Source organism: Pseudomonas sp. BSw22131 (assembly GCF_026810445.1).
Lineage (GTDB): Bacteria > Pseudomonadota > Gammaproteobacteria > Pseudomonadales > Pseudomonadaceae > Aquipseudomonas > Aquipseudomonas huanghezhanensis.
On record NZ_CP113949.1, the window covers coordinates 4,717,695 to 4,743,212 of the forward strand.

Genomic DNA, 25,518 nt, shown 5'->3' on the forward strand with positions numbered 1-25,518 from the left:
TCCAGTCACGCGCGCATGCGACGTTTTAAACGGCCAATAAGAATCACTATCATCCGCCGCTTCACTCTTCCCGCAGGTCGCAGCTCATGCTCCTACATATCCCCGGTCTGTTTTCACCCGAGGAGGTGCATCGCATCCGACAGGCGCTGGAGGAAACCGAATGGTCCGACGGCAAGATCACCGCCGGGCATCAGTCGGCAAAAGCCAAACGCAATCTGCAGTTGCCGGGGGGCCATCCACTGGCGGTGGAGATAGGCGCGGCGATGCTCGAACGCTTGTGGCAAAACCCGCTGTTCATGTCCGCCGCCTTGCCCCACAAGGTCTTCCCGCCACTGGTGAATTGCTACACCGGCGGCGGCAGTTTCGATTTCCACATCGACAACGCCGTGCGTCAGGCCAAGGGCAGCGCCGAGCACGTGCGCACGGATCTGTCTTCGACGATGTTCTTCAGCGACCCCGACGCCTACGACGGCGGCGAACTGGTGATTCAGGACACTTTCGGTACACGTCAGGTCAAGCTGCCGGCGGGTGACCTGCTGCTTTATCCGGCCAGCAGCCTGCATAAGGTCAATGCCGTGACACGCGGCGCGCGATACGCCTCGTTCTTCTAGACCCAGAGCCTGGTTCGCGATGATGGCCACCGCACCCTGCTGTTCGAAATGGACGCGGCCATTCAACAACTGAACCGCGATGTGCCTGATCACCCCTCGCTGCTTCAACTCACCGGCACCTATCACAATCTGCTGCGGCAGTGGGCCGAGGTCTGAGTCATGACCTGGAATCTGCGACGTAAAGAGGTGCTCGATGGCGACCAGTTGCGCGCCATGCTTGAAGAAAGTCCTGCGAGCGCCGCACGGGCGATTCTGAGCGCGGCGCAGGCAAACATCGTCGACGCCCAGGCGCTGCTCGGGCAGATCCTGCTCGACAGTAGCGGCATAGAACGCGACCCTGCGCTGGCGCTGGTCTGGTTCCAGATTGTGGCGCGTCACGGCCACGCCATGGCGCAGAACATGGCACGCCGTTGCCACGAGCATGGTTGGAGGCTGCGGAGCATTACCGGCTGGCAGCCGAGGCCGGGCTTGATTGGGGTTTCTACAACTACGCCAACCTGCTTGCCACCGGGCGCGGCGTGAACAAAGACCAGGCCCGCGCGTTGGCGTGCTATCGCAAGGCGGCAGAACTGGGCCATGCAAAGTCGATGAACCTGCTGGGGCGTTATCTGGAAGAGGGTCTGTGCTGCGTGCAGGATCTCGCTGCAGCCCATGAGTGGTATAGACGGTCGGCTGAGGGTGGAGACTTTCGTGGGCAGTTTAGCCATGCGGCTGTGCTCGCCGATCACGGGCGCATCGACGAAGCCATCGGTTGGCTGAACACTGCCTTAGAGAATGGCAATCTCAACTTCCTGCAGGTCAGTCGCAAGACGCTCTTGCAAGCGCCACATCCTCAGGTTCGAGCGCTGCCACTGGATTACCATGAGCGGGCGCGCAGTTGGGAAATGAAGCAGACGCGGCGGAATATCGTGCACTACTGATAGCTGTATAACCGTCAATTGTAAGTATCATTTTCCAGACACAGTGCACAAGCAGCCCTGAATCGTGTGTTACGCCCCCATTTCCGGGGATAAATCAGACACTGTGCGCATGCAGGCGGGAATCATCCTACAAACTCAGACTGTCTTTCCACTTTGACCGCCCCAAAAACACAACTTACTCTCCCTCTCGTGCAGACAATTTAATCATTCTGCATCTGAAGCTTTAATTAACTTCAGACATTAATACGCATCATTAAAGGATTAATGATATGCCTCAACTTTCGGAAAACCTCGTCAACGACGCAGCGAGTGATCCTTCGGCCCTTATTGGTTCATCGGTAGCAACAACCGGGAGCGATACCCGGGACACCGGGCTGATTCTGACCAAAGAGCAAGTCAAAAACCTCAAGAAGTACGAAATCGCCGGCTTGGCCCTTCCTACCGAGCTGGATAAAGTTATTGCCTATTTGGGTTACGAGAACGGCGCGGGTGCTGGCCTGGAGGCCGTTGACTTCCAGCAGACGTTCAAGCTCGTCAACGGCCACGCCAGACTATGGAATCCGCTGCGCACTGACATGCTGACCGTTAACACCAAGCTCGTAATATTCGCCAGTTCCATGAAGGTCAATGGCGAAAGCATGAAAATCGTGTTCGATGACATCGTGGCATTGAGTCTGGTCGAAAAACATAATATTAAGACACTTGAGGATCTGCGCAAAGTCGAAATTGAGCAGGAAATAAAATTCCCCGACATTGCAACTGAGGACCGCAAGGACCTGGGTTTTTACCTGGACAAAATATTAAACGACGTAAAAGATCAAGAGGCGCAAGCGCTTGTCATCAAAGAGCGCCTGGATTCATTCGGCCTACAATTGGCCGAGCAAATCGGCCCTGCCATCAAGCTCAAATTGTCGATCATCGACAACAACGCTTTAAGCACCGAAATCAAAGCGCTTCAGTCACAAATCGATAACCGTGCGCTGGCCATTGAAGAGAAGAACAAGGAATACAAAGAGCTGGTCAAGCAGGCTATCGGTGCAGTCGTTGGCAATCTGGTCATGCTGATTTATTCCAGCGTTCAGGCCGAGAAAATCCGAAAGGAACGCAACACGCTCACCGAAGCGCAGGAAAAAGATATCGCGCTGATGGCGAAGAAAAACCGGATCCTGGGGTCGTTGGGTCGTATACGGATGGACTTCCAGAACCTCGATCTGATTGTGATCGATGCCGACATCGCCACCAAAAACCTGATCAGTGTCTGGAATTCGTTAGGCACGTTCATCGCCGCTTCCGCGACTGAGGTCGGCGGCATCCACGACGGACTGTCCATGCGCAGGTTCCGTAACCAATTCAATCTGGTGGTTGAACCGTGGAAAACCATCGAAGTAGAAGCCAAACAGTTAGAACGCGTGTTTGCAGAAGCAGACCGCGAATTCAAGGAAGAGTACGGAGTTTAAAAATGAATAATATTTCTCAATTTCCAGGCAGCCCCGATTACCCGGAGCTGGACGTTCCAGCGTTCAAGCAGGCGAAAGCCAAAGCAAGCGCTGCAACCATTGAAGTGAAGAGACTCTTCATCCAGACACAATACCTGCCGTCGTTGCACAGCCGAGTCTCCGAACTGGACAACGCGATGCGTAACGCTGACTCCAGACTTCGAGAAACCGCTCAATCGCTGGACACCTTTTTAGGTATGCAGGTCGGCACCCTCAGAGAACTTCAAAATGAGTTCCAAAGCGCGCCTGAGTCTGACAAGGAAGAAATCATCGAAGACATCGTCCTTCGGGTTAAGACCATCATGGACACCGTGGGTAAGAACGAGCTGACGCTCCAAGACCTGATCCCGGCCATGGCAAGCCCGATCGATCGAGCGGCCACTGGCAAGTACATCACGCAGCTTGAAGCCGATCAGGCGCGCTTGCCGGTAGAGATACTGGAGATCAAAGAACGGCAGGACGCCCTGGAAGCAAGACGCAAAGCACTGACTGACGCAATGGCAATAGTCGAAGCCAAAGGATTCACCGAACTGGCCAAAGACACAGCGCTGACCGCTCAGGAACTGGCCAAACTGGGCATGGCCCCACCCCAGTTGATCGCCGTAGAGGCCGCAATCGGCCTGGCACTACAGGTCCTGGAACGGGCCGAAAACCTGATCAACTACCTGGGTATGGCTGAAGCCCGTGACACCCTCCGCAAACAGATCGATGATCTGATCAACAGCACTGACGCAAAGAACGATGAGTTGCGTCTGGTCACGTTGAAAAAAGAGCTGATCACGGAGTGCCATAACGTCGAAGACCAACGAGCGCAATTTATCGCCGAGTTCGAGAAATGCGTCACAGCCATACGTTCCTTCCTGACCACTCACAACGACGTGAAGGGTGGCGATAAGGACGCGGTCGCTCAGTTCAGCGTTGACGCACTGTCGCTGGCAAAATACTTGAAAGTCATGGCCTGATTTGTCTGCCAATGCGCGACAGCGCAGGCCGGGAAGTACAACGAGTGTTCTTCCCGGCCCGCTACGCGAAGCGCCTGACTCAAGTCAGGCCTCCCCTTCCAGGCACTTCATCTCATTAAAGGATTAACGATATGAACGCATCCGGAGCAATGGACGACGCTCCCGTCCGTGATGAGAAACTTGACCTGGCAGAGCGCCTGCCCGGCACTTTGATTTCCGCAGCAGCGGGCACGGCAGAAGAAGCGATTCGTGCGCCAGGACTCATCCTGACCGAAGCACAACTGATTGACTTAATGCGTTATACAACCCACGGTCTTGCGCTTCCAACCACACTCAAAGATGTTGTCTGGTATCTGGGCTATGAGACAGGCGCCGGCCTGAACCTTGAAGCCAGGGATTTTCAGGAAAGTTTCAACCGCATTCATCTTCATGCCATGCAATGGAATCCACTTCGAACCGACCTGATGAACGTCGGCAGCGAGTTATGGGTATTCGCCGATCAGATGCAAGTTTACGGAAACGGCGTAACGCAGCTCTATGACGAAATCAAGTCAAAGGCTGCCAAGACGCTTGACCCGGCAGATCATCAGGATTTTCTGCATTATATTGAGCAGGTCGCAGCGCTCGTGCTGGAACGTCGCAGTACAACCGAGGCACTCAAGGGTAGGCTCCATGCCTTTGCGCAGGAGTTGTCGACAACGGTGATGCCCGATGTGCAGCTCAAGCTGCGGAGCATCGACACCAACAATGTATCGACTGAAATCAGAACACTGAACGACGCCATCAACAGACGTGCCGCAGAGATAGAAGAAAAACAGCGGGAGTACAAGACGCTTATCAAGAAGTCGGTGGGGGCAGGTTCTATCCTGATCTATCTGGGTATTTACCACGACGTCGAAGCAGACAAAGTGCGCAAAAAGATCACTGCTTTGCGCCAGGAACAAGAGAACAGCATTGGTCTACTGGAGCAGAAAAACAGGATTCACGCCTCGCTGCAGCGCGTGCGTCATGACCTGCATGATCTGAGCCTGGTCATTCTGGATGCCGACATTGCGACCCAGAATATGGTGGTCGTGTGGAACGGCCTTCATATCTACCTGACCCACTCGATTCAAGAAGCGAGCAAAATTGATAGCGCGCTGTCACTGCGCCGCCTCATGAACGCTTTCAATCTGGTGGCCGAACCCTGGGTCCAGATAAAACGGGATGCGGACACGTTGCTCAAAGTGTTCAAAGAGGCAGACCGTGAGTTCCGCAAGAATTATGGACTTCCATAACATTTCAAATTCGAAGAATTTGAATCAGGCAAAATGCGACGCCACCTTGCAGTGGCAGCGTATCGAGACCGCGCTGTAACGCCATGGAGGGCGCAAAATGACAACACATCTCATCGAATACGACGATGTCACTTATCTGGGATACAACATCGGCTATCTGGAACAGCTTCCCCAACACATTGAAGCCTTCAAAATCAAACTCGATTTGGTGCCTGCGGCCGAACACGGCAAATACATGGAGCCCGCGATGGATCAGACCGTCGCCGCCGCGCGGCAAGGCAGCCCGCTCTGGCCCGCCACCGCGAAGCAGATCCGCGCGCTCCATGAAGACACCAAAAAGACACTGACCGACATGATCGCAGTGTTGGACAGCAACCCGTTTGACAGCCGAATCGCGCAGCTCACGCAGGATATGCTGCGCCAAGAGGCAGAGTTCAAGCGACAACAGGCAGAATGCGACCGCATCATCGAATGTGCCAGGCAGACCATCCCTCGGTTCATGGACTTCATGAACGTGAGGACGTATGAATACGCAAAACGAAAAGGGCTACTGGTCAAAGGAAAGTCCCTCAACGTGCCGGAAACACTGAGCAGCGCGTTGACGGACGAGAGCAGTCTCGCTTCGGCAAGAAGCAGCCTGGAATGGCATCGTCGCGCCTACAACACGGCGATCCTCTCAGCGGGGAACATGGGGGCCTATTGTTCGCGGCTTTCCGGCCTCCTGCACGCCACCGTCCGGGAAATCCAAGCGCTCAAGGCCGATCAGCCCGCTCGGCGCATGACCGTATCGTGTCAATCAGCGGCCAGCTCAGCACGCGAGGCCCAGCGCCTGATCAATCACACCTTCGACAATATTCTTCGATTCAGTATTTGAACCGCAAAAAAAACGGCACCCCACGGGGTGCCGTTTTCTCGTTACAGCTGACCTTTACACGTAGAAAGACTTCAGTGGCGGGAAGCCGTTGAATTCCACAGCGCTGTAGCTGGTGGTGTACGCACCGGTTGACAGCCAGTACAGGCGATCACCAATGGCCAGGTTCAGCGGCAGGCCATATTTGTAGTTCTCGTACATGATGTCGGCGCTGTCGCAAGTCGGGCCGGCGATGACCACTTCTTCCACTTCGCCCTTCTTCTCGGTCCAGATCGGGAACTTGATGGCTTCGTCCATGGTTTCGATGAGGCCGGAGAACTTGCCTACATCCGTGTACACCCAACGCTCGACGGCAGTGCGGGATTTACGCGACACCAGCACCACTTCGCTCACCAGAATACCGGCGTTGGAGATCAACGAACGACCCGGCTCCAGAATGATTTCCGGCAGGTCATCACCGAAGTCTTCTTTCAGATAGCGAATGATTTCTTCGGAGTAGGTTTCCAGGCTGTTGGTGCGGGTGATGTAGTTGGCCGGAAAGCCACCACCCATGTTGATCAGCTTGAGAACGATGCCGTCTTCTTCTTTCAGACGCTCGAAGATCACTTTGACCTTGGCAATCGCGGCGTCCCAAACGCTGATATCGCGCTGTTGCGAACCCACATGGAACGAGATGCCGTAAGGCACCAGGCCCAGATCGCGAGCGAGGATCAGCAGATCCATCGCCATGTCGGTCTGGCAACCGAATTTACGCGACAGCGGCCAGTCAGCCGTGGTCGAGCCTTCGGTGAGGATGCGCACGTATACTTTGGAGCCCGGGGCTGCCTTGGCGATGTTGCGCAAGTCTGCTTCAGAGTCGGTGGCGAACAGGCGCACGCCCTTCTCGTAGAAGTAGCGGATGTCCTTGGATTTCTTGATGGTGTTGCCGTAGCTCATGCGATCCGGGCTGACGCCCTGGTTCATCACCTTGTCCAGTTCGTAGATCGAGGCGATGTCGAAGCTGGAGCCTTTTTCCTTGAGCAGGTCAATGACTTCAACAGCCGGGTTGGCTTTGACGGCGTAGTAGATTGTTGCGAATTCGAAGCCTGCACGCAGGTCATCGTAGGCCTTGCTGATCATCGCGGTGTCGATGACCACGAATGGGGTTTCTTGCTTGTCGGCGAACGCCTTCATTTTCTCGAAGGTGCTTTTTTCGAAATAGTCTTCGACCTGGATCGACATGCTGGGAACTCCTACTGGCAAACTGAAATTAACAATGGGTGCAAATGAACGCCCTCCGTGTGTATCCCCACTTTGGTTCGCCTACTTCCCAAGGCATGTCCGCCGAAAGCAAAAAAGGCCATGGAGAGCGACGCTTCCCTGGCCTTGCTGTCTCGTCGTCAGTACTTGAGCCGGATGGATCGTTTCCAGCTTGGACGTTCGGCGCGAACTGTAGGACTTGAGAGGCTCGAGATCAACAAAAAATGTCGCCATTTCGCCCGTTTTTGCCGGACGGGCATTTTGTTCTCGGGATGCACCCTGTAGTAACCGACCGATGTGACAGAGTGATGTTCACGGAGATGCCAATGTCAGGCTTCTTCCCGATGAGATCAGGCTTTTGATTCTGGCCGCAGGCCGCAGGAGCTCGGCTTGCCAGCGATCTGCCGGGAACCGGCAGCGAACCAACCGCTGCCGATGTGTCTGACACACCGCATCAGCCCATTGACGGCCGGTTCCCGCCCGATCGCCTGCAAGCAGGGCTTCTACGCCCTTCGCTCAGAATCAAGCGCCTTAGCTAGCAGCCTGCTCAGCCACTTCCGCTGGCGACACGATGCTGGTCTTCATCCCGCGCGATTGCCCGGAGCTGAGGTAAGCCGCGATTGATTCCTGCGTTACTTCACCCAGAAACACATTCTCGGCGTCCAGCACCGGCAACCACGAGCGGTTGAACTCGTACATGCGCGACAGCAGGATGCGCAGGTGTTCGTCGTAGGCAGCGGTGGCGTTGAACGGGCGCAGGTATTGCTCGCAGGTACCGGCCTGACGGTGCAGGTCGCGGCGGCGGACATAGCCCATGGCTTTGTTTTCGGCGTCGGTGACAACCACGTAACGGCGGTCGTTTTCGTCCATCACTTCCAGCGCATCGGCCACCGGGGTTTCCGGGCTGACGGAGGGCGCGTTGTCGGCGGCGTCTTCGGCTTTGACCAACAGCAGGCGTTTGAGCGTGCTGTCCTGGCCGACGAAGCTGCTGACAAAGTCATCTGCCGGGTGCGCCAGCAGGGTGTCAGGATGATCGATCTGCAGCAGTTTGCCAGCGCGGAATATCGCGATTTTATCGCCCAGCTTGATGGCTTCGTCGATGTCGTGGCTGACCATGATCACGGTCTTGTTCAGCGCACGCTGCATTTCGAAGAATTCGTTCTGAATCATCTCGCGGTTGATCGGATCGACAGCGCCGAACGGTTCGTCCATCAACAGCAACGGCGCATCAGCGGCCAGCGCGCGGATCACGCCGATACGCTGTTGCTGGCCACCCGACAATTCACGTGGGTAGCGATGCAGATACTGCTTGGGCTCAAGCTTGATCATGCTCATCAGTTCGCGCGCGCGGTCGTGGCATTTCTGTTTGTCCCAGCCGAGCAATTTCGGCACAACCACGATGTTTTCTTCGATGGTCATGTTGGGGAACAGACCGATCTGCTGGATCACATAACCGATGCCACGGCGCAGCTCCACTTCGTCCATGCCGGTGGTGTCTTCGCCGTTGATCAGGATCTTGCCGGAGGTCGGCATGATCAGGCGGTTGATCATTTTCAGCGTGGTGCTTTTGCCGCAGCCCGACGGGCCGAGGAAGACACAGATTTCGCCTTCGTTGACGGTCAGGTTCACCGAGTCAACGGCTTTGACTTCTTTGCCGTTGCTCTGAAAAGTCTTGGTCAGGTTTTGCAGTTCAATCATTTGCTTGGCGATCATTTCAGTAATCCTTTTGGAGTCAGCGAGCGTTGCAGCCATTGCAGGAACAGGTCGGCGATGATCGCCAAAACACTGACCAGCACGGCGCCGACGATCAACATCGACATATCGCTGCGGCTGATGGAAGCAAGAATAAGTACGCCCAGACCACCGGCACCGATGGTCGCGGCGATGGTCATGACACCGATGTTCATGACCACGGCGGTGCGCACACCCGCCAGAATTACCGGCACAGCGATGGGCAGTTCGACCATGCGCAGGCGCTGGGCGAAAGTCATACCGATGCCTTTGGCGGCTTCGCGAATACCAGGCTCCACGCCTGTCAGCGCCAGGTAGGTGTTACGCATGATCGGCAGCAGCGAGTAAAGAAATACGGCGGTGATCGCCGGCATCGGGCCCAGGCCCTGACCGAACTTGGAATAGAAAGGCAGCAGCAGACCAAATAATGCAATCGAAGGGATGGTGAGCAGCACGGTTGCACTGGCTTGCAGTGGACCAGCGAGGGTCGGGAAGCGCGTCATCAACACGCCAAGTGGCACGCCGACGACAATGGCCAACGACACCGCGATGCCGACCAGCGAGATGTGCTGCAGGGTCAGATGGAGCACCAGATTCCAGTCGATGTGGGAGAACGTGCTAAGGAAATTCATGGCTGGGCCTCCGGTTTGATCGGCGTGTCATCCACGCTCGGATTGATCGGATGCTTGCTCAAGAAATCAGCAGCCACGGCACTCGGGCTTTCGTGATCGACATCAATCCGCGCGTTCAAGGCAATCATGGTCTGGCTGTCCAGCAGGTCAGCCAGCGGCTTGAGTTGCGCGGCCAGTTGCGGGTGCTTGTCCAGATACTCTTTGCGAATCACCGGCGCGGCTGTGTAGTCCGGGAAGTAATGCTTGTCGTCTTGCAGCACCTTCAATTTGAAAGCGTTCAATCGACCGTCGGTGGTGTAGACCAACCCGGCGAACACCTGCCCGTTGCGCAGCGCGGTATAGACCAGTCCGGCATCCATCTGACGAGTGTTCTCGCGGCTCAGGTTCATGCCGTAGTGCTTGACCATCCCCACCAGACCGTCGGATCGGTTGGCGAATTCGGTGTCCAGCGCAACGATGTGGCCCTTCTTCGCTTCATCCTTGAGCACCACGGTCAGGTCAGACATGGTGTTGATCTGCGGGTATTGCTTGGCGACTTTGTCCGGCAACGCCAGCGCATAGGTATTGTTGAACTTGGACGGCGAGAGCCAGACCAGACCCTTCTTGGCGTCCAGCTCTTTTACCCGCTGATAGGTCTGCTCGCTGTCGAGCTTTTCATCGACATGGTTGTATGACACAAGCGACACACCGGTGTATTCCCACAGCATATCCAGTTGACCGCTTTCCTGCGCACTGCGGGCCAGGTTGCTGCCCAGCCCGCCGGTGATCTGGACCTCGTAGCCCTTGTCGCGCAGATATTGCGCGGTGAGTTCGGCGAGTATGGTCTGTTCGGTAAATACGCGCGCGCCGATGCGCAGCGTTGGGCGTTCAGCCGAGGTTTCTGCCGCCTGGACGAATCCAGTCAGCAGCAGGCTCAAGCCCGCTATAAATGTGCATAACTTCTTCATTCGAATTCCTTTCTCAGCAGGCGTACTCAATGGGCGAGGCCGCGTTCCAGCCAGATTCGGCTGCCCAGCGTCACCAGACCATCGAGCAACAGCGCGAGCAACGCGGTACATACCGCGCCCAGCAGCAATTGCGGCTGATTATTCAAGGCGATGCCGGGGAAAATCAGGCTGCCCAAGCTGTTGGCGCCAATCAGGAAAGCCAGCGGCGCGGTGCCGACGTTGATCGCCAGAGCCACGCGCACGCCACCGATCATGATCGGCACAGCGTTCGGCAGCTCCACGCGCCACAGCACCTGACGTGGGGTCATGCCGATGCCGGTGGCGGCTTCCTTGAGAGAGCCCTGAACGTTTTTCAGGCCTTCGTAGGTGTTGCGCACAATGGGCAGCAGCGAAGCGAGGAAAAGGGCGAAGATAGCCGGACCGCTGCCGATGCCGAGAATCCCCAGAGCAATGGCAAGTACAGCGAGTGGCGGGATGGTGTTACCGATGTTGAAGATCTGCATGAAGCGTTCAGCACGGTGAACCATGCTCGGCCGGCTCAGGAAGATCCCGGTCGGGATGCCTACCACCAACGCCGCAAGCATGGACGCCAGCACCAGCAACAGATGCGCTTGCAGGTAAAACAGCAGATCATCTTGATACTGCCTAAATGTATCGATGCCGATCCAGTGGACCAGCAGGGCCAGGAGCACGATAGTGATCGCGCCTCCCAATAGCCCCTTGCCATAGCGATTAGCCACAGGCGGACTCCTTATTTCAGTCGGCGAACGCGTCGCGCCTGACTGACCCTGTCGGGTAGCCTTGCGAACGTTCGCGAAGAGCAGCGGGTGGGTCGCCGGTTAGGGCGATTTCACAAGCCATGAGCGCAGCTTCGTCAAGCTAACTTGCTGATTTAGCAGCCCTCGAAGCTTGCTGTTGCGAGGGAGTGGACGTCTCCACGGTCGCAAAGGTTCCCACGTGAGACATTATCTGGCCACCCTTTATCGACTGAACGGTTCGGTTATTGCCTGTGTTTGGGCTATAATCGCCGCCCTTTTTTGAATCACCTCTCGGGCGATTTCCCATGACCAGACAGGCCGCCGAAGTCGCGAAACGCCGCACTTTCGCCATCATTTCTCACCCGGATGCGGGCAAGACCACCATCACTGAAAAATTGCTGCTGATGGGCAAGGCCATTTCCATTGCCGGTACGGTCAAATCCCGTAAATCCGACCGCCATGCGACATCCGACTGGATGGAAATGGAGAAACAGCGTGGTATCTCCATCACCACGTCGGTCATGCAGTTCCCGTATCGCGACCACATGATCAACCTGCTCGATACACCGGGCCACGAAGACTTTTCCGAAGACACCTACCGCACCCTGACCGCCGTCGACTCGGCGCTGATGGTGCTCGACGGCGGTAAAGGCGTTGAGCCAAGGACCATCGCACTGATGGACGTTTGCCGTCTGCGTGATACGCCTATCGTGAGCTTCATCAACAAGCTCGACCGCGACATTCGCGACCCAATCGAGTTGCTGGACGAGATCGAAGCGGTCCTGAAAATCAAGGCGGCGCCGATCACCTGGCCGATTGGTTGCTACCGCGATTTCAAGGGCGTGTATCACCTGGCCGACGACTACATCATCGTCTACACCGCAGGCCACGGCCACGAGCGTACCGACGTCAAGATCATCCAGAAGCTGGACTCCGACGAAGCCCGTGACCATTTGGGCGACGAGTACGACCGCTTCGTTGACCAACTCGAACTGGTGCAGGGCGCGTGTCATGAATTCAATCAGCAGGAGTTTCTGGACGGCCAGCTGACACCGGTGTTCTTCGGCACGGCGCTGGGTAACTTTGGCGTGGACCACGTGCTTGATGCCGTCGTGAACTGGGCGCCACTGCCACTGGCACGGGTTGCCAACGAACGCACGGTTGAGCCGGAAGAAGAGAAGTTTGCAGGCTTTGTGTTCAAGATCCAGGCGAACATGGACCCAAAACACCGTGACCGGATTGCCTTCATGCGCATCTGTTCGGGCAAGTACGACAAGGGCATGAAAATGCGCCATGTGCGTACCGGCAAGGACGTGCGTATCGGTGATGCCCTGACGTTCTTCTCCTCGGAGCGTGAGCAGCTCGAAGAAGCCTACGCGGGTGACATCATCGGCCTGCATAACCACGGCACGATCCAGATCGGCGACACGTTCACTGAAGGCGAAGCACTGGGCTTCACGGGTATTCCGCACTTTGCGCCTGAGCTGTTTCGCCGCGTGCGCCTGAAAGATCCGCTCAAATCCAAGCAACTGCGTCAGGGACTGCAGCAACTGGCCGAAGAAGGCGCCACGCAGGTGTTCTTCCCGCAGCGTAGCAACGACATCATTCTCGGCGCCGTCGGTGTGCTGCAGTTCGATGTAGTCGCCAGTCGTTTGAAGGAAGAATACAAGGTCGAGTGCGCATACGAGCCGATCACGGTCTGGTCAGCGCGCTGGATTGAGTGCGGGGACAAAAAGAAGCTGGAGGAATTCGAGAACAAGGCCGCAGAAAACCTGGCGCTCGATGGCGGCGGTCACCTGACTTACCTCGCCCCGACGCGGGTCAATCTGGCGCTGATGGAAGAGCGCTGGCCCGATGTGAAATTCCGCGCAACGCGCGAGCATCATTAAGCGCGGCTGACGGTCAATCTGCAGATCGCACCCGATCTGCTGCCAGACAAAACACCCTGTAGGAGCGCGCTTGCCCGCGAAGCTTAGGTTCGAACGACAGACATGTGTCGGATGTACCTACCATTCGCGGGCAAGCGCGCTCCTACATTCGGGCAGCGCAGCGAGCCAGTTTTGCGTCTGACGGCAGACTCGGTAATCAGCCGTCATACCCTCACTTCACCACCATCCCCACTCCCCGCCCACGCGGATCGGACGCGGTTTCGACCTTGCTGCCATCGATCTTGATCGCCTGCACGTTGCCCATCGACCAGCCCTGTTCCTTGAGTGTGTAGCCCATGGCTTTCAGCTCATCGGCCACAGGCGCGGCGAGTGGTGCGAAGTTCTCGGTATAGATCGTGTCCTTGGGCAACAACTGATGATGCACGCGCGCAGCCGCTACGGCGTCTTTGAGCGGCATGTGGAAATCGTAGATGTTGTTCAGCACCTGAAACACGGTGGTGAAGATCCGCGAGCCGCCTGGCGTTCCCAACACCAGTGTCACCTGCCCTCCACGAGTCACCAGGCTTGGGCTCATCGACGACAACATGCGCTTGCCGGGTTCAATCGCATTGGCGTCGCCACCGACCACGCCAAATGCATTGGCCACACCCGGCTTGGCACTGAAATCATCCATCTCGTCATTGAGCAAGAAGCCCGCGCCTTTGACCACCACGCCGCTGCCGTAATCCCAGTTCAGGGTGTAGGTGTTGCTGACCGCATTGCCTTTTGAGTCGACGATAGAAAAGTGCGTGGTCTGGTGAGACTCAAGGCCCGCCTTGACGTTTTCGGTCGGCGAGATCGCTGTCGGGTTGACCTCATGAGCTCGCTTGACGAGGTAAGCGTGGTCGGTCAACTGATCGACTGGCGCGACTGAGAAATCCGGGTCGCCCAGATAGTTGGCGCGGTCGGCGAATACGCGCTTTTCAATTTCGGCCATCAAGTGAACGTAGCGTGCAGAGTTGAGTGGCACACCTTTGAAATCGTCTGCCAGCTCCTCTTTGATGCCGATCAACTGCGCCAATGCAACGCCGCCAGAACTTGGCAGCGGCGCGGTGTACAGCGTATTGCCCTGCCAGTTGACGTGCAGCGGCTTGCGCCAGACCGCTTTGTAATCCTGCAAGTCCTGCTTGGTGATCAGCCCCTTGTCATGCTGCATTTGCGCCACCAACAAGTCGGCGGTCTGGCCTTGGTAGAACTCGTTGGCACCCTTATTGGCGATGCGCTCAAGGGTTTTTGCCAGCTCTGGCTGACGGAGCATCTCGCCCGTCTTCATGTTGCCGAAGTAGTCGCCAAAGTTGGTTTTGCCGTTGAGTTCCTTAATTGCCTCGGCGCCATACATGTATTGCTTGTCGGCAACTTTGAAGCCGTTTTTCGCGTAACCAATGGCTGGCGTCAGCAGCTCCGACCAAGGCAACCTGCCGAACCTCTCATGCGCCTCCCACAACCCCATGACGGTGCCGGGCACACCGGCAGCCCGAGCGCCGACCAGGCTCATGCCCTTGATGACTTCGCCTTTTTCATCCAGGTACATGTCCCGGGTAGCTGCCTTCGGGGCTGTTTCGCGGTAGTCGAGGAAGTACGGTTTGCCATTCATGAACAACGTCATGAAGCCCCCGCCACCGATGTTCCCGGCTTCGGGATAGGTCACGGCAAGGGTGAACGCGGTGGCGACAGCGGCATCGACGGCGTTACCGCCTTTCTTGAGAATCTGCGCCGCAACGTCTGCGCCGTATTGATCGGGCGATGCAACCGCCCCACCCTCCAGGGCAAGAGCGAATACCGGCGTACTGGCGGAAAAAATGACCGACAGCGCGAGGGTCTTGAGCATAACGACTCGCATGAGGCTTCCTTATTGGCGTGGTGCGTCAGCATCGTACGCGCGTGCTGTACGGCTGCTGTCCGGGTGCTGAAGAAGACTAAAGTTTTGCGCTGTCATTAATGATGAAACTTGCTCTAAAACGCAAACGGCCATCTGAAGGTGGCCGCTCTCCTGTTATCGCAGACGTCAGGCTTTGATCATGTCGTTGCGGATCCACTCGATCACCGACGTGCGTTTAGGCACCCAGCCCAACAGTTCACGGGCGTTGTAACCGCGCACGCGGCTGTTGGAGCCCAGGCCGTAATTGGCCATCTCATAACCCCACTCGGCTTCGGCGTCTTTCAGCGGCCAGTCTTCGGACATACCCAAACCCAAGGCTTCGGCCATCGCGTTGGTCATGTCGACGAACGAGGCTTCACCGCTCTCGACAAAATAAAAGGTGCCAGCCGGATTCTTCTCCAGTGCCAGCGCGTACAACTCGACTACGTCTTCTATGAATACGTTGGACCACACGTTATCACCAGGTCATCGATGGCTACACGTGCGGCTTTGTCTGGCGTTGCGGCGGGCAGTTGTCCTTCATGAAACACATGACCACCGCCTTTGCCACCCGACGCATCACCGACGATGCTCGAACCACTGGTGTGCAGGAACGGTTTGTTGGAGCCCTTCAAACCTTCGATCAGCGCAATGACTGCACCGCGATGGTCGCTGCTGGCTGCGTTGATCACGCCATCCGACTGACAAGCCTGCTCGGTGAGCAGTGCGCTGTCCTCAAGCGTGCCGATGACCGGCACGATACCGAGAGCCTTCATTTGCTCGGCTTGCTCGGCGCTGCGCACCAAGCCCGTGACGTGATGCCCGCGCTGTACAAGCCCGGTTGCGATGGAGCCGCCGATGAAACCTGCGGCGCCGGTGATGAAGATGTTCATGGCTGACTCCCGTTGTGAATTTGAACGATGGGAGTGAGTATCGGCCGCTAACTGCATTCAAAAAAGACACGAAAAACCAAATGACTATTGCCTTTGATTCACGAATCCAGTGACCCTCGGCGCAGGATCTGTAGCAGCGAATTCATTCGCGAGACGTCGGCAGATCCAACCTAAATCTGTACCTGAGAGACCGCATCGCGAATGAATTCGCGCCTACAGAAACTCATCGCGAAACCGGGAAAATAACCACTCGCTCGCGGCGCAGGTTCAGCGCCAACACGCTGATCAACACCACGACCGCACCGACGATCACCATCGGTGAAGGCAACTCGCCGAGCATTGCCGAAGCAATCGCAATGGCCATCGGTGGCGTCAGGTACAGGCTCATGGACGCGCGGCTCACGTCCATGTGGTTGAGCACGTAAGCCCACGCCAGATAGGCCAGTGCGCTGGGAAACAGACCCAGCACGCCCACCGCCACGTTGACTCGCATTGGCGCATTGAGGACCTCAGTGGCCAGTCCCGGCAGGTAAATCAGCAGAATGGCCGTGCCGGACCAGACCGTGTAACAGACCATGGTCAGCCCGTCATACCGGTGGGAATGACGTTTTTGCAGCGAGAAATAAACGCTCCACGAAAACGCTGCCAGCAGGATCAGCAAACCGCGCGTATCCAGGTGCCCGAATCCGCGATCTCCGGTCACGACAATCGCGGCGCCGATCATGCCCAGCACCACGCAGCCCCAACGCCAAGGGCTGACACGCTCTTTGAAGACGAAATGCGCCAATAGCGCGGTGAACAGCGGCGTTGACTGCACCAACACACTCGACGCGCCAGCGCTGACGCCGGACTGCCCGAAGTTAAGCGCGATATGGTGCAGGCTGACCGCGAAAAACCCGAGGACCGCCAACAGCGGAATGTCTTTCAGGCGCGGCAGGGCAATCCTCATCGACGAGGCGATCAGCGCCATGAACAACGACGCGATCAGAAACCGCAGCAAGGCCAGATGGCCGGGATCATAGCCCAGCAAACCGATACGGATACCCGTCGGGGAGAACCCCCAGCACGTCACCACAAACAGCGTTGCAAGGCTGATTTTCAGGATTTTCCAACGCTCGCCTTTGCGCCTGTCGGCGTCGCTCAGCCCGCTCGACAGGGGCACCGGATCAGTCAGTACGTTCATCTCGATACTCCGTTGGGCAGGCCGTGATTCAAGCCTTCGCCACCAGTATCGAAACAACCTATGCTCACCACAACCGAACAATAATGACCCAACCATTCACTTTGGATGAGCAATGGAACTGACCCAGATCCGCATGTTCAAGACCGTCTACGACACCGGCAGCATCGCCCGGGCGGCGGAGGTGTTGCATTGCGTCCCTTCCAACATCACCGCACGCATAAAAGCGCTGGAGGCTGAGCTGGGTATCGCGCTGTTTTACCGGCAAGGCCGGGGCTTGAAAATCAGCCCGGCCGGGGAAATATTCCTGACGTACGCGGCCAGGATGCTGACGCTGGCAGACGAAGCCAAGCGTGCCGTTCACCCCGACGCAGCGCCCTCGGGGCCTTTGAGAATCGGCGCGATTGAATCTTCGGCCACGGCGCGATTGCCCAGATTGCTGGCCAAGTACCACGCTCGCTACCCGGACGTTTCCCTGGAGCTGATCACCGGCACCGGGATGCAGTTGCTGGACGCGACGCAGAACAACAAGCTCGACGGCGCGATCGTTGCCATCGATGTCAAACGCCCACAGTTGCGCCGCACCAGCATGTACCGGGAGGACCTGGTGTTGATCGCGCCGGAGTCCCTTGGCCCGGTCCACAGCGCCGCCGACCTGCAAGGCAAATCGATCTTCATGTGGCCGGAAGGATGTCCTTATCGTGCGGCGCTGGAACGCTGGCTGCTGCAAAGCGGGCAGACCCAGCCGATCATCAGCATCGCCAATTACGGGACGATTGTCGGCTGCGTCAGCGCGGGAGCTGGCGTTGCGCTGGTGCCCAAAGGCGTGTTCGAGCAATACCGAAAAGGCGCGGGCTGGGTGGGCTATGAGTTCGCGGAACTGACCTCGGTCGACAACCTGTTCTACTGGCACGAACACTCTGAACACCACCCGGCGCGTGACGCGTTCGTGGCGATGTTGCGCGCTGAGTTCGAGCCAGCCCTGACGCCGCTCGAATGAATTCGCGCCTACAGAGCAGTGCCACTGATCCAGCGTCGCTCGAAGACTCACGTCGCGTAGCGCGCCAGCTTTTGCTGAATGAAATCCAGAAAGCATTGAATCCTCAACGCCAGCTGTGAGTTGCGGTAATACACAGTGAATGCTTTTACCCCAGGGTGGCGCCCGCAGGGCATTCACCCAGCAATCATCAAGTGCACGCCCAACGCCGCCATGCCGATAAAGAACACTCGCCTGAACCAGATCGCACTGATGCGCCGTCGCAGCCATTGGCCAATCATCATCCCCAGCAACGCCGGGATCAGCGCCAGGATTGACGCCCCGATTTCGCTACCGCCCAGCTCCCCATTCCAGAACAAGCCAGCGCCGAGCGCGAGGGTTGATATCGTGAAAGACAGGCCCAACGCTTGAACCAGTTCGTTGCGGTCCAGCCCCAGCCCCTGAATGTAGGGCACCACCGGGATCACGAAGACGCCCGTCGCCGATGTGATGATCCCCGTGATGAGCCCACACAGCGGCCCCAACCAGCGCTCGGCAGCGGGCGGCACCTTGAGCGTTGGTAAAAACAACCCGCACAACGCATAAACCAGCAGCGCGGCGCCCAATGCATGCCCCATGGATTTGCCGCTGCCGATGCCCAGCCAGAGCGATCCTGCAAAGGTGCCGACGCAAATCATCGTCAGCACGGGCCATAGACGCCGGATCAAACCGCGCAGGTGCCCGCCCGCCATCAACTGCCAAACGTTGGTGAACATGGATGGAACGATCAGTAACGCCGCAGCCTGCGCCGGCAACATAGCCAGGCCCAGCAGCCCCATGGCAACTGTCGGCAGTCCCATACCGATCATGCCCTTCACGGTGCCTGCCAGCAGAAAGGTGATTAGCACCAGCGCAGAAAGGCTCACGCCGATGGTGTGGTACATCCCGAAAAGTGTATTCATGGGGCCATCGTGCCTGTGACTTGGCCGCTTGAAAATCTGCCATATACTGAGCCAGCCTCAGTTCTGGACAGAGCCATGCAATTTGACCTGATTGACCTCAAGCTTTTTCTGCACATTCTTGACAGTGGCAACATCACCGCGGGCGCAGCGCTCTGTCATCTGTCGCTGGCGTCGGCAAGCGCACGCATTCGCGGTCTGGAGGCATCGCTGGGGATAGCACTCCTCGACAGAGGACGACGCGGGGTAACGCCGACACCCGCGGGCAAAGCGCTGGCGCAACACGCCCGGCTGATCCTGCAACAGGTGGCGCGCATGCAGGTGGATCTCAAGGGTTATGTCCACGGTTTCAAGGGGCAGATCCGCCTGTTGTGCAACACCTCGGCATTAAGTGAATACCTGCCGGAGTTGCTCGCAGTGTTTCTGGCGGATCATCCAAATATCGACATCAATCTGGAAGAGCATCCCAGCCTGCGCATCCTGCAAGCGGTGCGCAGCGGTACGGCGGACCTGGGGATCATCTCCGACGCCGTGGACGCCAGCGGCCTGCAAACCCTGCCGTTTCGCGCCGATCCGCTGATAGTGATCGCGCCGCACGATCATGCCCTTTGCGTCAACGACACCGTGCGTTTCGTACAGGGCCTGGATTACCCATTCGTCGGCCTGAGCATCACCAGCGCCATGGCGATCTATCTCGAAGAGCAGGCAGTGCACGCCGGTCGCCGTCTGGACATCCGCATACGTGCAGAGAGCTATGACGGTGTAATGCGCATGGTCGCACGCGGCGCCGGGCTGGGCATCGTGCCGCGCGCGGCTGCCAAACGGTTTCAGGATTCAGCACGATTCAAATGCCTGCCGTTGAGCGATGCGTGGGCAGACCGCACGCTGTTGCTGTGTGCGCAGGATTTCAACGCGCTGCCTGTTTACGCCACCACCCTGGTACGCGCATTGGCACCCGATATCGCGCTTCTGGGCATCCCGATGTCGAGCCCAGACAACTGACAACATCGCGTCAGCCCTAAGGTGTGCGAGCGCAATCTTTGCCTCTCATCTGGAGCTGTCATGTCTAAGCCGATCACCGTTCTTCGCGACACCACACCGTTGCCCGTCGTCGACGCCTGCAAATGGGAACGCATCGAGGGCGAACCGCACACCGTCAACCTCAACGCCTACACCAGCGAAGACGGCAGCAAAATCATGGGGACCTGGATCTGCACCCCCGGCAAATGGCGGGTTGAATATGTGAAGTGGGAATACTGCGATTTCCGTGAGGGCTACTGCATCATCACGCCCGACGGCATGGAGCCGATCCACTTGCGTGCGGGCGATATCTTCGTGGTCGAACCCGGCATGAAAGGCACGTGGGAAGTGGTCGAGACCGTTCGCAAGTATTTTGTGTTTGCCTGATGCGCCCCGCTGACTGGCACAAGCTCCCGTAACAAGGAGCTTCATTCCACAGCCTGCATGACTGTTTTTGGCTGGCAAGCCCCGGCGATGTTGCCTAGTCTTGAGCTTTCCGGTTTTGCATCCTGAGGTGTCCTGAAGCCATGAATGCCACTATCACCGCTGTCAGCTTGAGCCCCGGCCACACATTCAGCAAACACGCCACCGGGGAAATCACCCTGCTCGAAGGCCTGGGCGTCGAAGGTGACGCGCACTGCGGCGTCACCGTTAAGCACAGGTCCGACGTCGCACGGGACCCGACCCGCGCCAATTTGCGTCAGGTCCACCTGATCCACGGCGAATTGTTCGATGAGCTGCGCGAGCAAGGATTTTCAGTCGAAGCCTCGATGCTCGGCGAAAACGTCACCACTCGCGGCGTTGACTTGCTGGCGCTCCCGGTCGATACCGAACTGCGACTGGGCGACTGCGCTGTAGTGCGGCTGACCGGCCTGCGTAATCCCTGTTCGCAGATAGACCGGCTTCAGAAAGGGCTGCTGTCGGCCGTAGTCGAACGCAAACCCGATGGCGAGATCATTCGCAAGACAGGCGTCATGGCCGTGGTGATAAAAGGCGGCGTGGTGCGCCAGGGCGATGACCTGATCGTGAAGCTCCCGGCGCTGCCCCATCGCAAGCTTGAGCGGGTTTGACGGAGCGGTTTACAGAAATTGGCGTCGGCCAACTGCATCGCCGCTTGCTGCGGTCTCGATCTGTAGGCGCGAATTCATTCGCGTGGCGTCGACCCTGATTCAACCGCGAAGACGTCTCGCCAACAAGTTGACTCCTACAGGATTTGGCGTCGCCGACTGCATCGTGTATTGCAGTCTCACTTATTCAAATATGCCTCGATCACCGCCGAGAAATCCTTGCCGCCGTCGCCGCGCAGGCTCATGGCCTGGTAGAGCTGTTGGGCGATGGCGCCGAGGATCACCGGTTGGTGGGCGACCTTGGCGGCCTCGGTCGCAAGGCCCAGATCCTTGAGCATCAGGTCTGCGCCAAAACCGCCCGTGTAACCGCGTGACGCTGGCGCGGTGTCGACGATGCCAGGCCAGGGGTTGTAGATTTCCGAGCTCCAGCAACGTCCGGTCGAGCTGTTGATAACCCCCGCCAGCACGTGTGTGTCGATGCCCAGGCTGTTGCCCAGCGCCATGGCTTCGGCAACGCCGATCATGGAGATTCCAAGCAGCAGGTTGTTGCAGATCTTGGCGATCTGGCCGGTGCCGATGCCGCCGCAATGCACGATGTTTTTGCCCATCTGCGCAAGGATCGGTCTGAGCGTGGCGAAGTGTTCTGCGCTGGCGCCCACCATGAAAGTCAGCGTGCCAGCCTGCGCACCGCCCGTACCGCCAGACACCGGCGCGTCTCCCAGCGTCACGCCCTGCTTGCCGGCAACGGTGGCGACGTCACGAATCGTCTGCGGATCAATCGTGCTGCAATCGACCGCAGGGACGCCGGCACTGATACCTGCCAGCACGCCCTCTTCGCCCAGATAAACACTGCGTACGTGAGCTGCGGCGGGCAGCATGGTGATGACCAGCTCGACACCTTGCGCCGCGTGGCGAGGGGACTCGGTGATGCGTCCGCCGACGGCCGCAAGTTCGGCCAGCACTTGCTGATTGAGGTCGTACAGGTTGAGGTCATGTCCGGCCTTGATCAGGTTTCGCGCCATCGGCGCGCCCATGTTACCCAGTCCGATAAATGCGATTTTCATTGCTGTTGTCTCCGCAAAATAGCGATGCAATCTGGACTGTAGGAGCGCGCCTGTCCGAGATGGCAGTTTTCCTGCAGCGAATCCGGTAACTGGCACACAGATATCCTCCGGATGCGGCCCAGACCAAGCGCGCTCCTACTGTCAAAGCATCATTTCAAATTGATCGTGGTATTCACCCCGTCATTCACGCTGTCGTCATCAAACCAGCGACTGGTGACGGTCTTGGTCTGAGTGTAGAACTGCACCACCTGTTTGCCGTACGGACCGAGATCACCCAGCTTCGAGCCACGTGAACCGGTGAAGCTGAAAAACGGCACGGGCACCGGAATCGGGATGTTGATGCCCACCTGGCCAACGTCGATTTCGCTCTGAAACTTGCGGGCTGCCGCGCCGCTCTGGGTAAACAGTCCGACGCCGTTGCCGAACGGGTTGGCGTTAACCAGTGCTATCGCCTGATCCAGCGTGTCGACTTCAAGCACCACCAACACCGGGCCGAATATTTCCTGAGTGTAGATTTGCATCTCGGTGGTCACGCCCGTGAACAGCGTCGGGCCGACAAAGTTGCCCTCCTCATAGCCCGGAACTGTGATATTGCGACCGTCGAGCTCGAGCGTCGCGCCTTCTTTCACGCCGCTGGCAATCAGATCGAGAATGCGCTGTTTGGCGCGCCTGGAAATCACCGGCCCGACATCGGTACCCGCCTCGTTGCCAGCATTCACTTTCAGTTTTTGCGCGAGTGCTTTCAGCTCCGGCAACCACTGCCTGGCAGCGCCCACCATCACCACCGCCGATGTCGCCATGCAGCGTTGCCCTGCCGCACCGAACCCCGCTCCAACCAAGGCATTGAGGGTCTGCTCACGGTTGGCGTCAGGCAGTACAACGGCGTGGTTTTTCGCGCCCATCATCGATTGCACGCGCTTGCCGTGCTTGCCCGCCAGCTCATACACATGGGTGCCAACCGCCGTCGACCCCACGAAGGACACGGCTTTTATATCCTTGTGCGTGCAGATCGCATCCACCACGTCTTTGCCACCGTGTACCACGTTGAGCACGCCTGCCGGGACGCCCGCTTCGACGGCCAACTCCACCAGCAACATCGTCGACATCGGGTCCTGCTCGGACGGTTTGAGGACGAAGGTATTGCCGCACGCGATGGCCATCGGGAACATCCACAACGGGATCATCGCCGGGAAGTTGAACGGCGTGATGCCTGCGCACACGCCGATGGGCTGACGCAGCGTGTAGGTATCGACGCCCCCTGCGACGTTTTCAGCGAATTCGCCCATCTGCAACGTGCCGATGGAGCACGCGTGCTCGACCACTTCCAGACCGCGAAAGATGTCACCCTCGGCGTCGGCAATGGTCTTGCCCTGCTCGGCACTGAGTACGGCAGCGATGCGTGAGGAATGCTCACGAATCAACGCCTGAAGCTTGAGCATGATGCGCATCCGCGCGCCAATCGGGGTCAGGCGCCAGGTCTTGAATGCGTTGTGCGCCGCAGCCACGGCGGCATCGACTTCGGCCGTCGTGGCAAATGGCACCTGCGCCAGCACTTGCTGAGTGGCGGGGTTGATCACATCCAGCCATTCATGGGTTTGCGACTCGATCCACTGCCCATCGATGAGCAGCTTCACGCGGGCCACGGTGGTGTTGTTCTTGTTCAATGATGCGTTCATTTCCACAATCTCCATTCCAGCAAACGGCCGCCGGGGCCGCCCGCAACGTAAAGTTCAGGACGGCCTTTGACGCGGCGGATCACGCTTCATCAGCGCCGTGCAGACCAGCGCAATCAGCGCCATGCCGATCAGGTAGGCAATCACGTAGTGCGGGCTGCCACCGCCCACCGCGAGCAGTTGGGTGGCGATCATCGGGGCGAATCCACCGCCCAGGACGCCCGCTAACTGCACTGACACCGAGATACCGCTGTAGCGAATCTCCGCCGGGAATTGGCGAGCGAACAGCAGTGATTCCGGGGCATACAGGATGGGAAAGACCACGCCGACCGCCAGCACCATCGCCCACCAGACGAGTTGTGGTTCACGGCTGCCAAGCATGGCGAAGAACGGATAAACGAAGGCACAGAGCAGCAAAAGCCCAGCGAAATAAAGACGTTTCTGACCGACCCTGTCAGACAGCGCCCCGCACAACGGCATCGTGATCAGCGACAAGGCGGCGCCTGCCGTGATTGCATTGAGCACGTCGCCGCGAGGGATCTGCAGTTGGTTGGCCGCGTACGCCAGCGCAAACGTGACAGATATGTAGAACCAGGCGTTCTCGGCAGTGCGCGCGCCAATGATGGTCAGGGTTTCCCGCGGATGGTCGCGAAATACCCGGAACAGCGGCACTTTGACTGCGATATTGTCGTGTTTGAGCTTCTCGAAATCGGGCGACTCCGGGACTTTCAAACGGATCAACCAGCCGACACCGAGCAACACGATGCTGGCCAGAAACGGTAGCCGCCAGCCCCAACTGAGCATGTCAGCCTCCGGCAGCTTCGCGACCAGCCCCATCGCCAGTGAAGCAAGCACCAGGCCTGCACCGACGCCGGTTTGCGGCAAGCTGCCGTAGAAGCCTTTTTACCTTCCGGGGCGTGTTCCACGGCCATCAGCACCGCGCCGCCCCACTCGCCACCGACCGCCATGCCCTGCAAAAACCGCATCGCAACCAGTATGACCGCAGCCCAGTAGCCGATCTGCTCGTAGGTAGGAATCAGGCCGATGATGATCGTAGGAATCCCCATCAGCATCAGCGTGAACAGGAGCATCGACTTGCGGCCGATCCTGTCACCAAAGTGGCCGAACACGACCCCGCCCAGCGGCCTTCCGAGAAACCCCACGGCGTAAGTCGCGAAGGCAGCGAGCACACCCATGATCGGGTCCAGCGCCGGAAAGAAAATCTTGTTGAAGATCAGGGCCGCGGCCGTGCCGTACAGGAAAAAGTCGTACCACTCGATGGTCGTGCCCGCCATGCTCGCAGCACCGGCCAGGCGATAGGATTTGGCTTGCTTGGCAGGGCTGGCGTCGAGTGCGCCGTGGCCTGCGGTTATCGCGTGCTTCATAAACTCCTCCGCTTATTATTGTTGTGCAGGGTGTTATGGCGTGTGGGTGAGGCGATGATCAGATGCGTTAG

21 protein-coding genes and 4 pseudogenes are annotated in these 25,518 nt (G+C 58.1%); 11 read left to right on the top strand and 14 right to left on the bottom strand.

Features of this window, described 5'->3' with window-relative positions:
• Nucleotides 1–86: 86 nt before the first annotated feature.
• The 6 genes and pseudogenes from OYW20_RS21325 to OYW20_RS21350 all read left to right on the top strand — a co-directional run bounded on the left by OYW20_RS21325 (nt 87) and on the right by OYW20_RS21350 (nt 6,140).
• A pseudogene (locus OYW20_RS21325) lies at nt 87–767 on the top strand (Fe2+-dependent dioxygenase).
• Between the two features lie 3 nt (nt 768–770).
• Nucleotides 771–1,531, top strand: a pseudogene (locus OYW20_RS21330) (tetratricopeptide repeat protein).
• Nucleotides 1,532–1,800: 269 nt separating this feature from the next.
• Nucleotides 1,801–2,988: an alpha-xenorhabdolysin family binary toxin subunit A gene (locus tag OYW20_RS21335; protein ID WP_268797891.1), complete on the top strand. Its 1,188-nt coding sequence runs from the start codon at nt 1,801–1,803 to the stop codon at nt 2,986–2,988.
• A gap of 2 nt (nt 2,989–2,990) precedes the next feature.
• Nucleotides 2,991–3,989 (top strand): alpha-xenorhabdolysin family binary toxin subunit B, encoded by a 999-nt coding sequence (locus OYW20_RS21340; protein ID WP_268797892.1) that lies wholly within the window; start codon nt 2,991–2,993, stop codon nt 3,987–3,989.
• Nucleotides 3,990–4,120: 131 nt separating this feature from the next.
• The gene (locus OYW20_RS21345) at nt 4,121–5,266 is read left to right on the top strand and encodes an alpha-xenorhabdolysin family binary toxin subunit A (RefSeq protein WP_268797893.1); all 1,146 of its coding nucleotides are present in this window, start codon (nt 4,121–4,123) and stop codon (nt 5,264–5,266) included.
• Nucleotides 5,267–5,363: 97 nt separating this feature from the next.
• On the top strand, nt 5,364–6,140 hold the full coding sequence (locus OYW20_RS21350; protein ID WP_268797894.1) for a hypothetical protein: 777 nt from the start codon (nt 5,364–5,366) through the stop codon (nt 6,138–6,140).
• A 54-nt stretch (nt 6,141–6,194) separates the two neighbouring features.
• On the opposite strand, the gene OYW20_RS21355 is transcribed toward OYW20_RS21350, so the two are convergent.
• The 5 genes from OYW20_RS21355 to OYW20_RS21375 all read right to left on the bottom strand — a co-directional run bounded on the left by OYW20_RS21355 (nt 6,195) and on the right by OYW20_RS21375 (nt 11,426).
• The gene (locus tag OYW20_RS21355; RefSeq protein WP_268797896.1) at nt 6,195–7,358 is read right to left on the bottom strand and encodes a type III PLP-dependent enzyme; all 1,164 of its coding nucleotides are present in this window, start codon (nt 7,356–7,358) and stop codon (nt 6,195–6,197) included.
• Nucleotides 7,359–7,907: 549 nt separating this feature from the next.
• Nucleotides 7,908–9,074: an osmoprotectant ABC transporter ATP-binding protein OsmV gene (locus OYW20_RS21360; protein WP_268801204.1), complete on the bottom strand. Its 1,167-nt coding sequence runs from the start codon at nt 9,072–9,074 to the stop codon at nt 7,908–7,910.
• Nucleotides 9,075–9,085: 11 nt separating this feature from the next.
• Complete coding sequence (locus tag OYW20_RS21365; protein WP_268797897.1) at nt 9,086–9,739, bottom strand: ABC transporter permease; 654 nt, start codon at nt 9,737–9,739, stop codon at nt 9,086–9,088.
• Nucleotides 9,736–10,686, bottom strand: coding sequence for a glycine betaine ABC transporter substrate-binding protein (locus OYW20_RS21370; protein ID WP_268797898.1), 951 nt, complete (start codon nt 10,684–10,686; stop codon nt 9,736–9,738). Before OYW20_RS21370 ends, OYW20_RS21365 begins: the two co-directional genes overlap by 4 nt.
• Before the next feature lie 26 nt (nt 10,687–10,712).
• Nucleotides 10,713–11,426 (bottom strand): ABC transporter permease, encoded by a 714-nt coding sequence (locus tag OYW20_RS21375; RefSeq protein WP_268797899.1) that lies wholly within the window; start codon nt 11,424–11,426, stop codon nt 10,713–10,715.
• Nucleotides 11,427–11,749: 323 nt separating this feature from the next.
• On the opposite strand from OYW20_RS21375, the gene OYW20_RS21380 reads away from it, so the two are divergent.
• Entirely contained in the window at nt 11,750–13,333 is a 1,584-nt protein-coding gene (locus OYW20_RS21380) for a peptide chain release factor 3 (RefSeq protein ID WP_268797900.1), read from the top strand.
• A 211-nt stretch (nt 13,334–13,544) separates the two neighbouring features.
• Here OYW20_RS21380 and ggt read toward each other — a convergent pair whose 3' ends face one another.
• From ggt to OYW20_RS21395, 3 genes and pseudogenes are all read right to left on the bottom strand, one after another.
• The gene (gene ggt / locus OYW20_RS21385) at nt 13,545–15,212 is read right to left on the bottom strand and encodes a gamma-glutamyltransferase (protein WP_268797901.1); all 1,668 of its coding nucleotides are present in this window, start codon (nt 15,210–15,212) and stop codon (nt 13,545–13,547) included.
• Between the two features lie 165 nt (nt 15,213–15,377).
• Nucleotides 15,378–16,123, bottom strand: a pseudogene (locus tag OYW20_RS21390) (NAD(P)H-binding protein).
• A 223-nt stretch (nt 16,124–16,346) separates the two neighbouring features.
• Nucleotides 16,347–17,306 (bottom strand): DMT family transporter, encoded by a 960-nt coding sequence (locus tag OYW20_RS21395; RefSeq protein WP_268797902.1) that lies wholly within the window; start codon nt 17,304–17,306, stop codon nt 16,347–16,349.
• Nucleotides 17,307–17,418: 112 nt separating this feature from the next.
• Between OYW20_RS21395 and OYW20_RS21400 the strand changes: the two genes are divergently transcribed.
• Nucleotides 17,419–18,303: a LysR family transcriptional regulator gene (locus OYW20_RS21400; RefSeq protein WP_268797903.1), complete on the top strand. Its 885-nt coding sequence runs from the start codon at nt 17,419–17,421 to the stop codon at nt 18,301–18,303.
• Between the two features lie 47 nt (nt 18,304–18,350).
• On the opposite strand, the pseudogene OYW20_RS21405 reads toward OYW20_RS21400, so the two are convergent.
• Nucleotides 18,351–18,437 (bottom strand): annotated as a pseudogene (locus OYW20_RS21405) (hypothetical protein); the annotation flags it as partial.
• Between the two features lie 39 nt (nt 18,438–18,476).
• On the bottom strand, nt 18,477–19,241 hold the full coding sequence (locus tag OYW20_RS21410; protein ID WP_268797904.1) for a sulfite exporter TauE/SafE family protein: 765 nt from the start codon (nt 19,239–19,241) through the stop codon (nt 18,477–18,479).
• Nucleotides 19,242–19,316: 75 nt separating this feature from the next.
• Here OYW20_RS21410 and OYW20_RS21415 point away from each other — a divergent pair, with 75 nt between their 5' ends.
• The 3 genes from OYW20_RS21415 to OYW20_RS21425 all read left to right on the top strand — a co-directional run bounded on the left by OYW20_RS21415 (nt 19,317) and on the right by OYW20_RS21425 (nt 21,328).
• The gene (locus OYW20_RS21415) at nt 19,317–20,240 is read left to right on the top strand and encodes a LysR substrate-binding domain-containing protein (protein WP_268797905.1); all 924 of its coding nucleotides are present in this window, start codon (nt 19,317–19,319) and stop codon (nt 20,238–20,240) included.
• 60 nt (nt 20,241–20,300) lie between these two features.
• Nucleotides 20,301–20,645 carry a cupin domain-containing protein gene (locus tag OYW20_RS21420; protein WP_268797906.1) on the top strand — a complete coding sequence of 115 codons (345 nt, stop codon included), beginning with the start codon at nt 20,301–20,303 and terminating at the stop codon, nt 20,643–20,645.
• Nucleotides 20,646–20,785: 140 nt separating this feature from the next.
• A complete protein-coding gene (locus OYW20_RS21425; protein ID WP_268797907.1) occupies nt 20,786–21,328 on the top strand; it encodes an MOSC domain-containing protein in 543 nt (180 codons plus the stop codon).
• Nucleotides 21,329–21,504: 176 nt separating this feature from the next.
• Here OYW20_RS21425 and mmsB read toward each other — a convergent pair whose 3' ends face one another.
• From mmsB to OYW20_RS21445, 4 genes are all read right to left on the bottom strand, one after another.
• The gene (gene mmsB, locus OYW20_RS21430; RefSeq protein WP_268797908.1) at nt 21,505–22,389 is read right to left on the bottom strand and encodes a 3-hydroxyisobutyrate dehydrogenase; all 885 of its coding nucleotides are present in this window, start codon (nt 22,387–22,389) and stop codon (nt 21,505–21,507) included.
• A 149-nt stretch (nt 22,390–22,538) separates the two neighbouring features.
• Nucleotides 22,539–24,065: a CoA-acylating methylmalonate-semialdehyde dehydrogenase gene (locus OYW20_RS21435; protein WP_268797909.1), complete on the bottom strand. Its 1,527-nt coding sequence runs from the start codon at nt 24,063–24,065 to the stop codon at nt 22,539–22,541.
• A gap of 54 nt (nt 24,066–24,119) precedes the next feature.
• The gene (locus tag OYW20_RS21440; protein ID WP_328284794.1) at nt 24,120–24,917 is read right to left on the bottom strand and encodes an MFS transporter; all 798 of its coding nucleotides are present in this window, start codon (nt 24,915–24,917) and stop codon (nt 24,120–24,122) included.
• Nucleotides 24,800–25,447 carry an MFS transporter gene (locus tag OYW20_RS21445; RefSeq protein ID WP_268797911.1) on the bottom strand — a complete coding sequence of 216 codons (648 nt, stop codon included), beginning with the start codon at nt 25,445–25,447 and terminating at the stop codon, nt 24,800–24,802. Before OYW20_RS21445 ends, OYW20_RS21440 begins: the two co-directional genes overlap by 118 nt.
• Between the last annotated feature and the right edge of the window lie 71 nt (nt 25,448–25,518).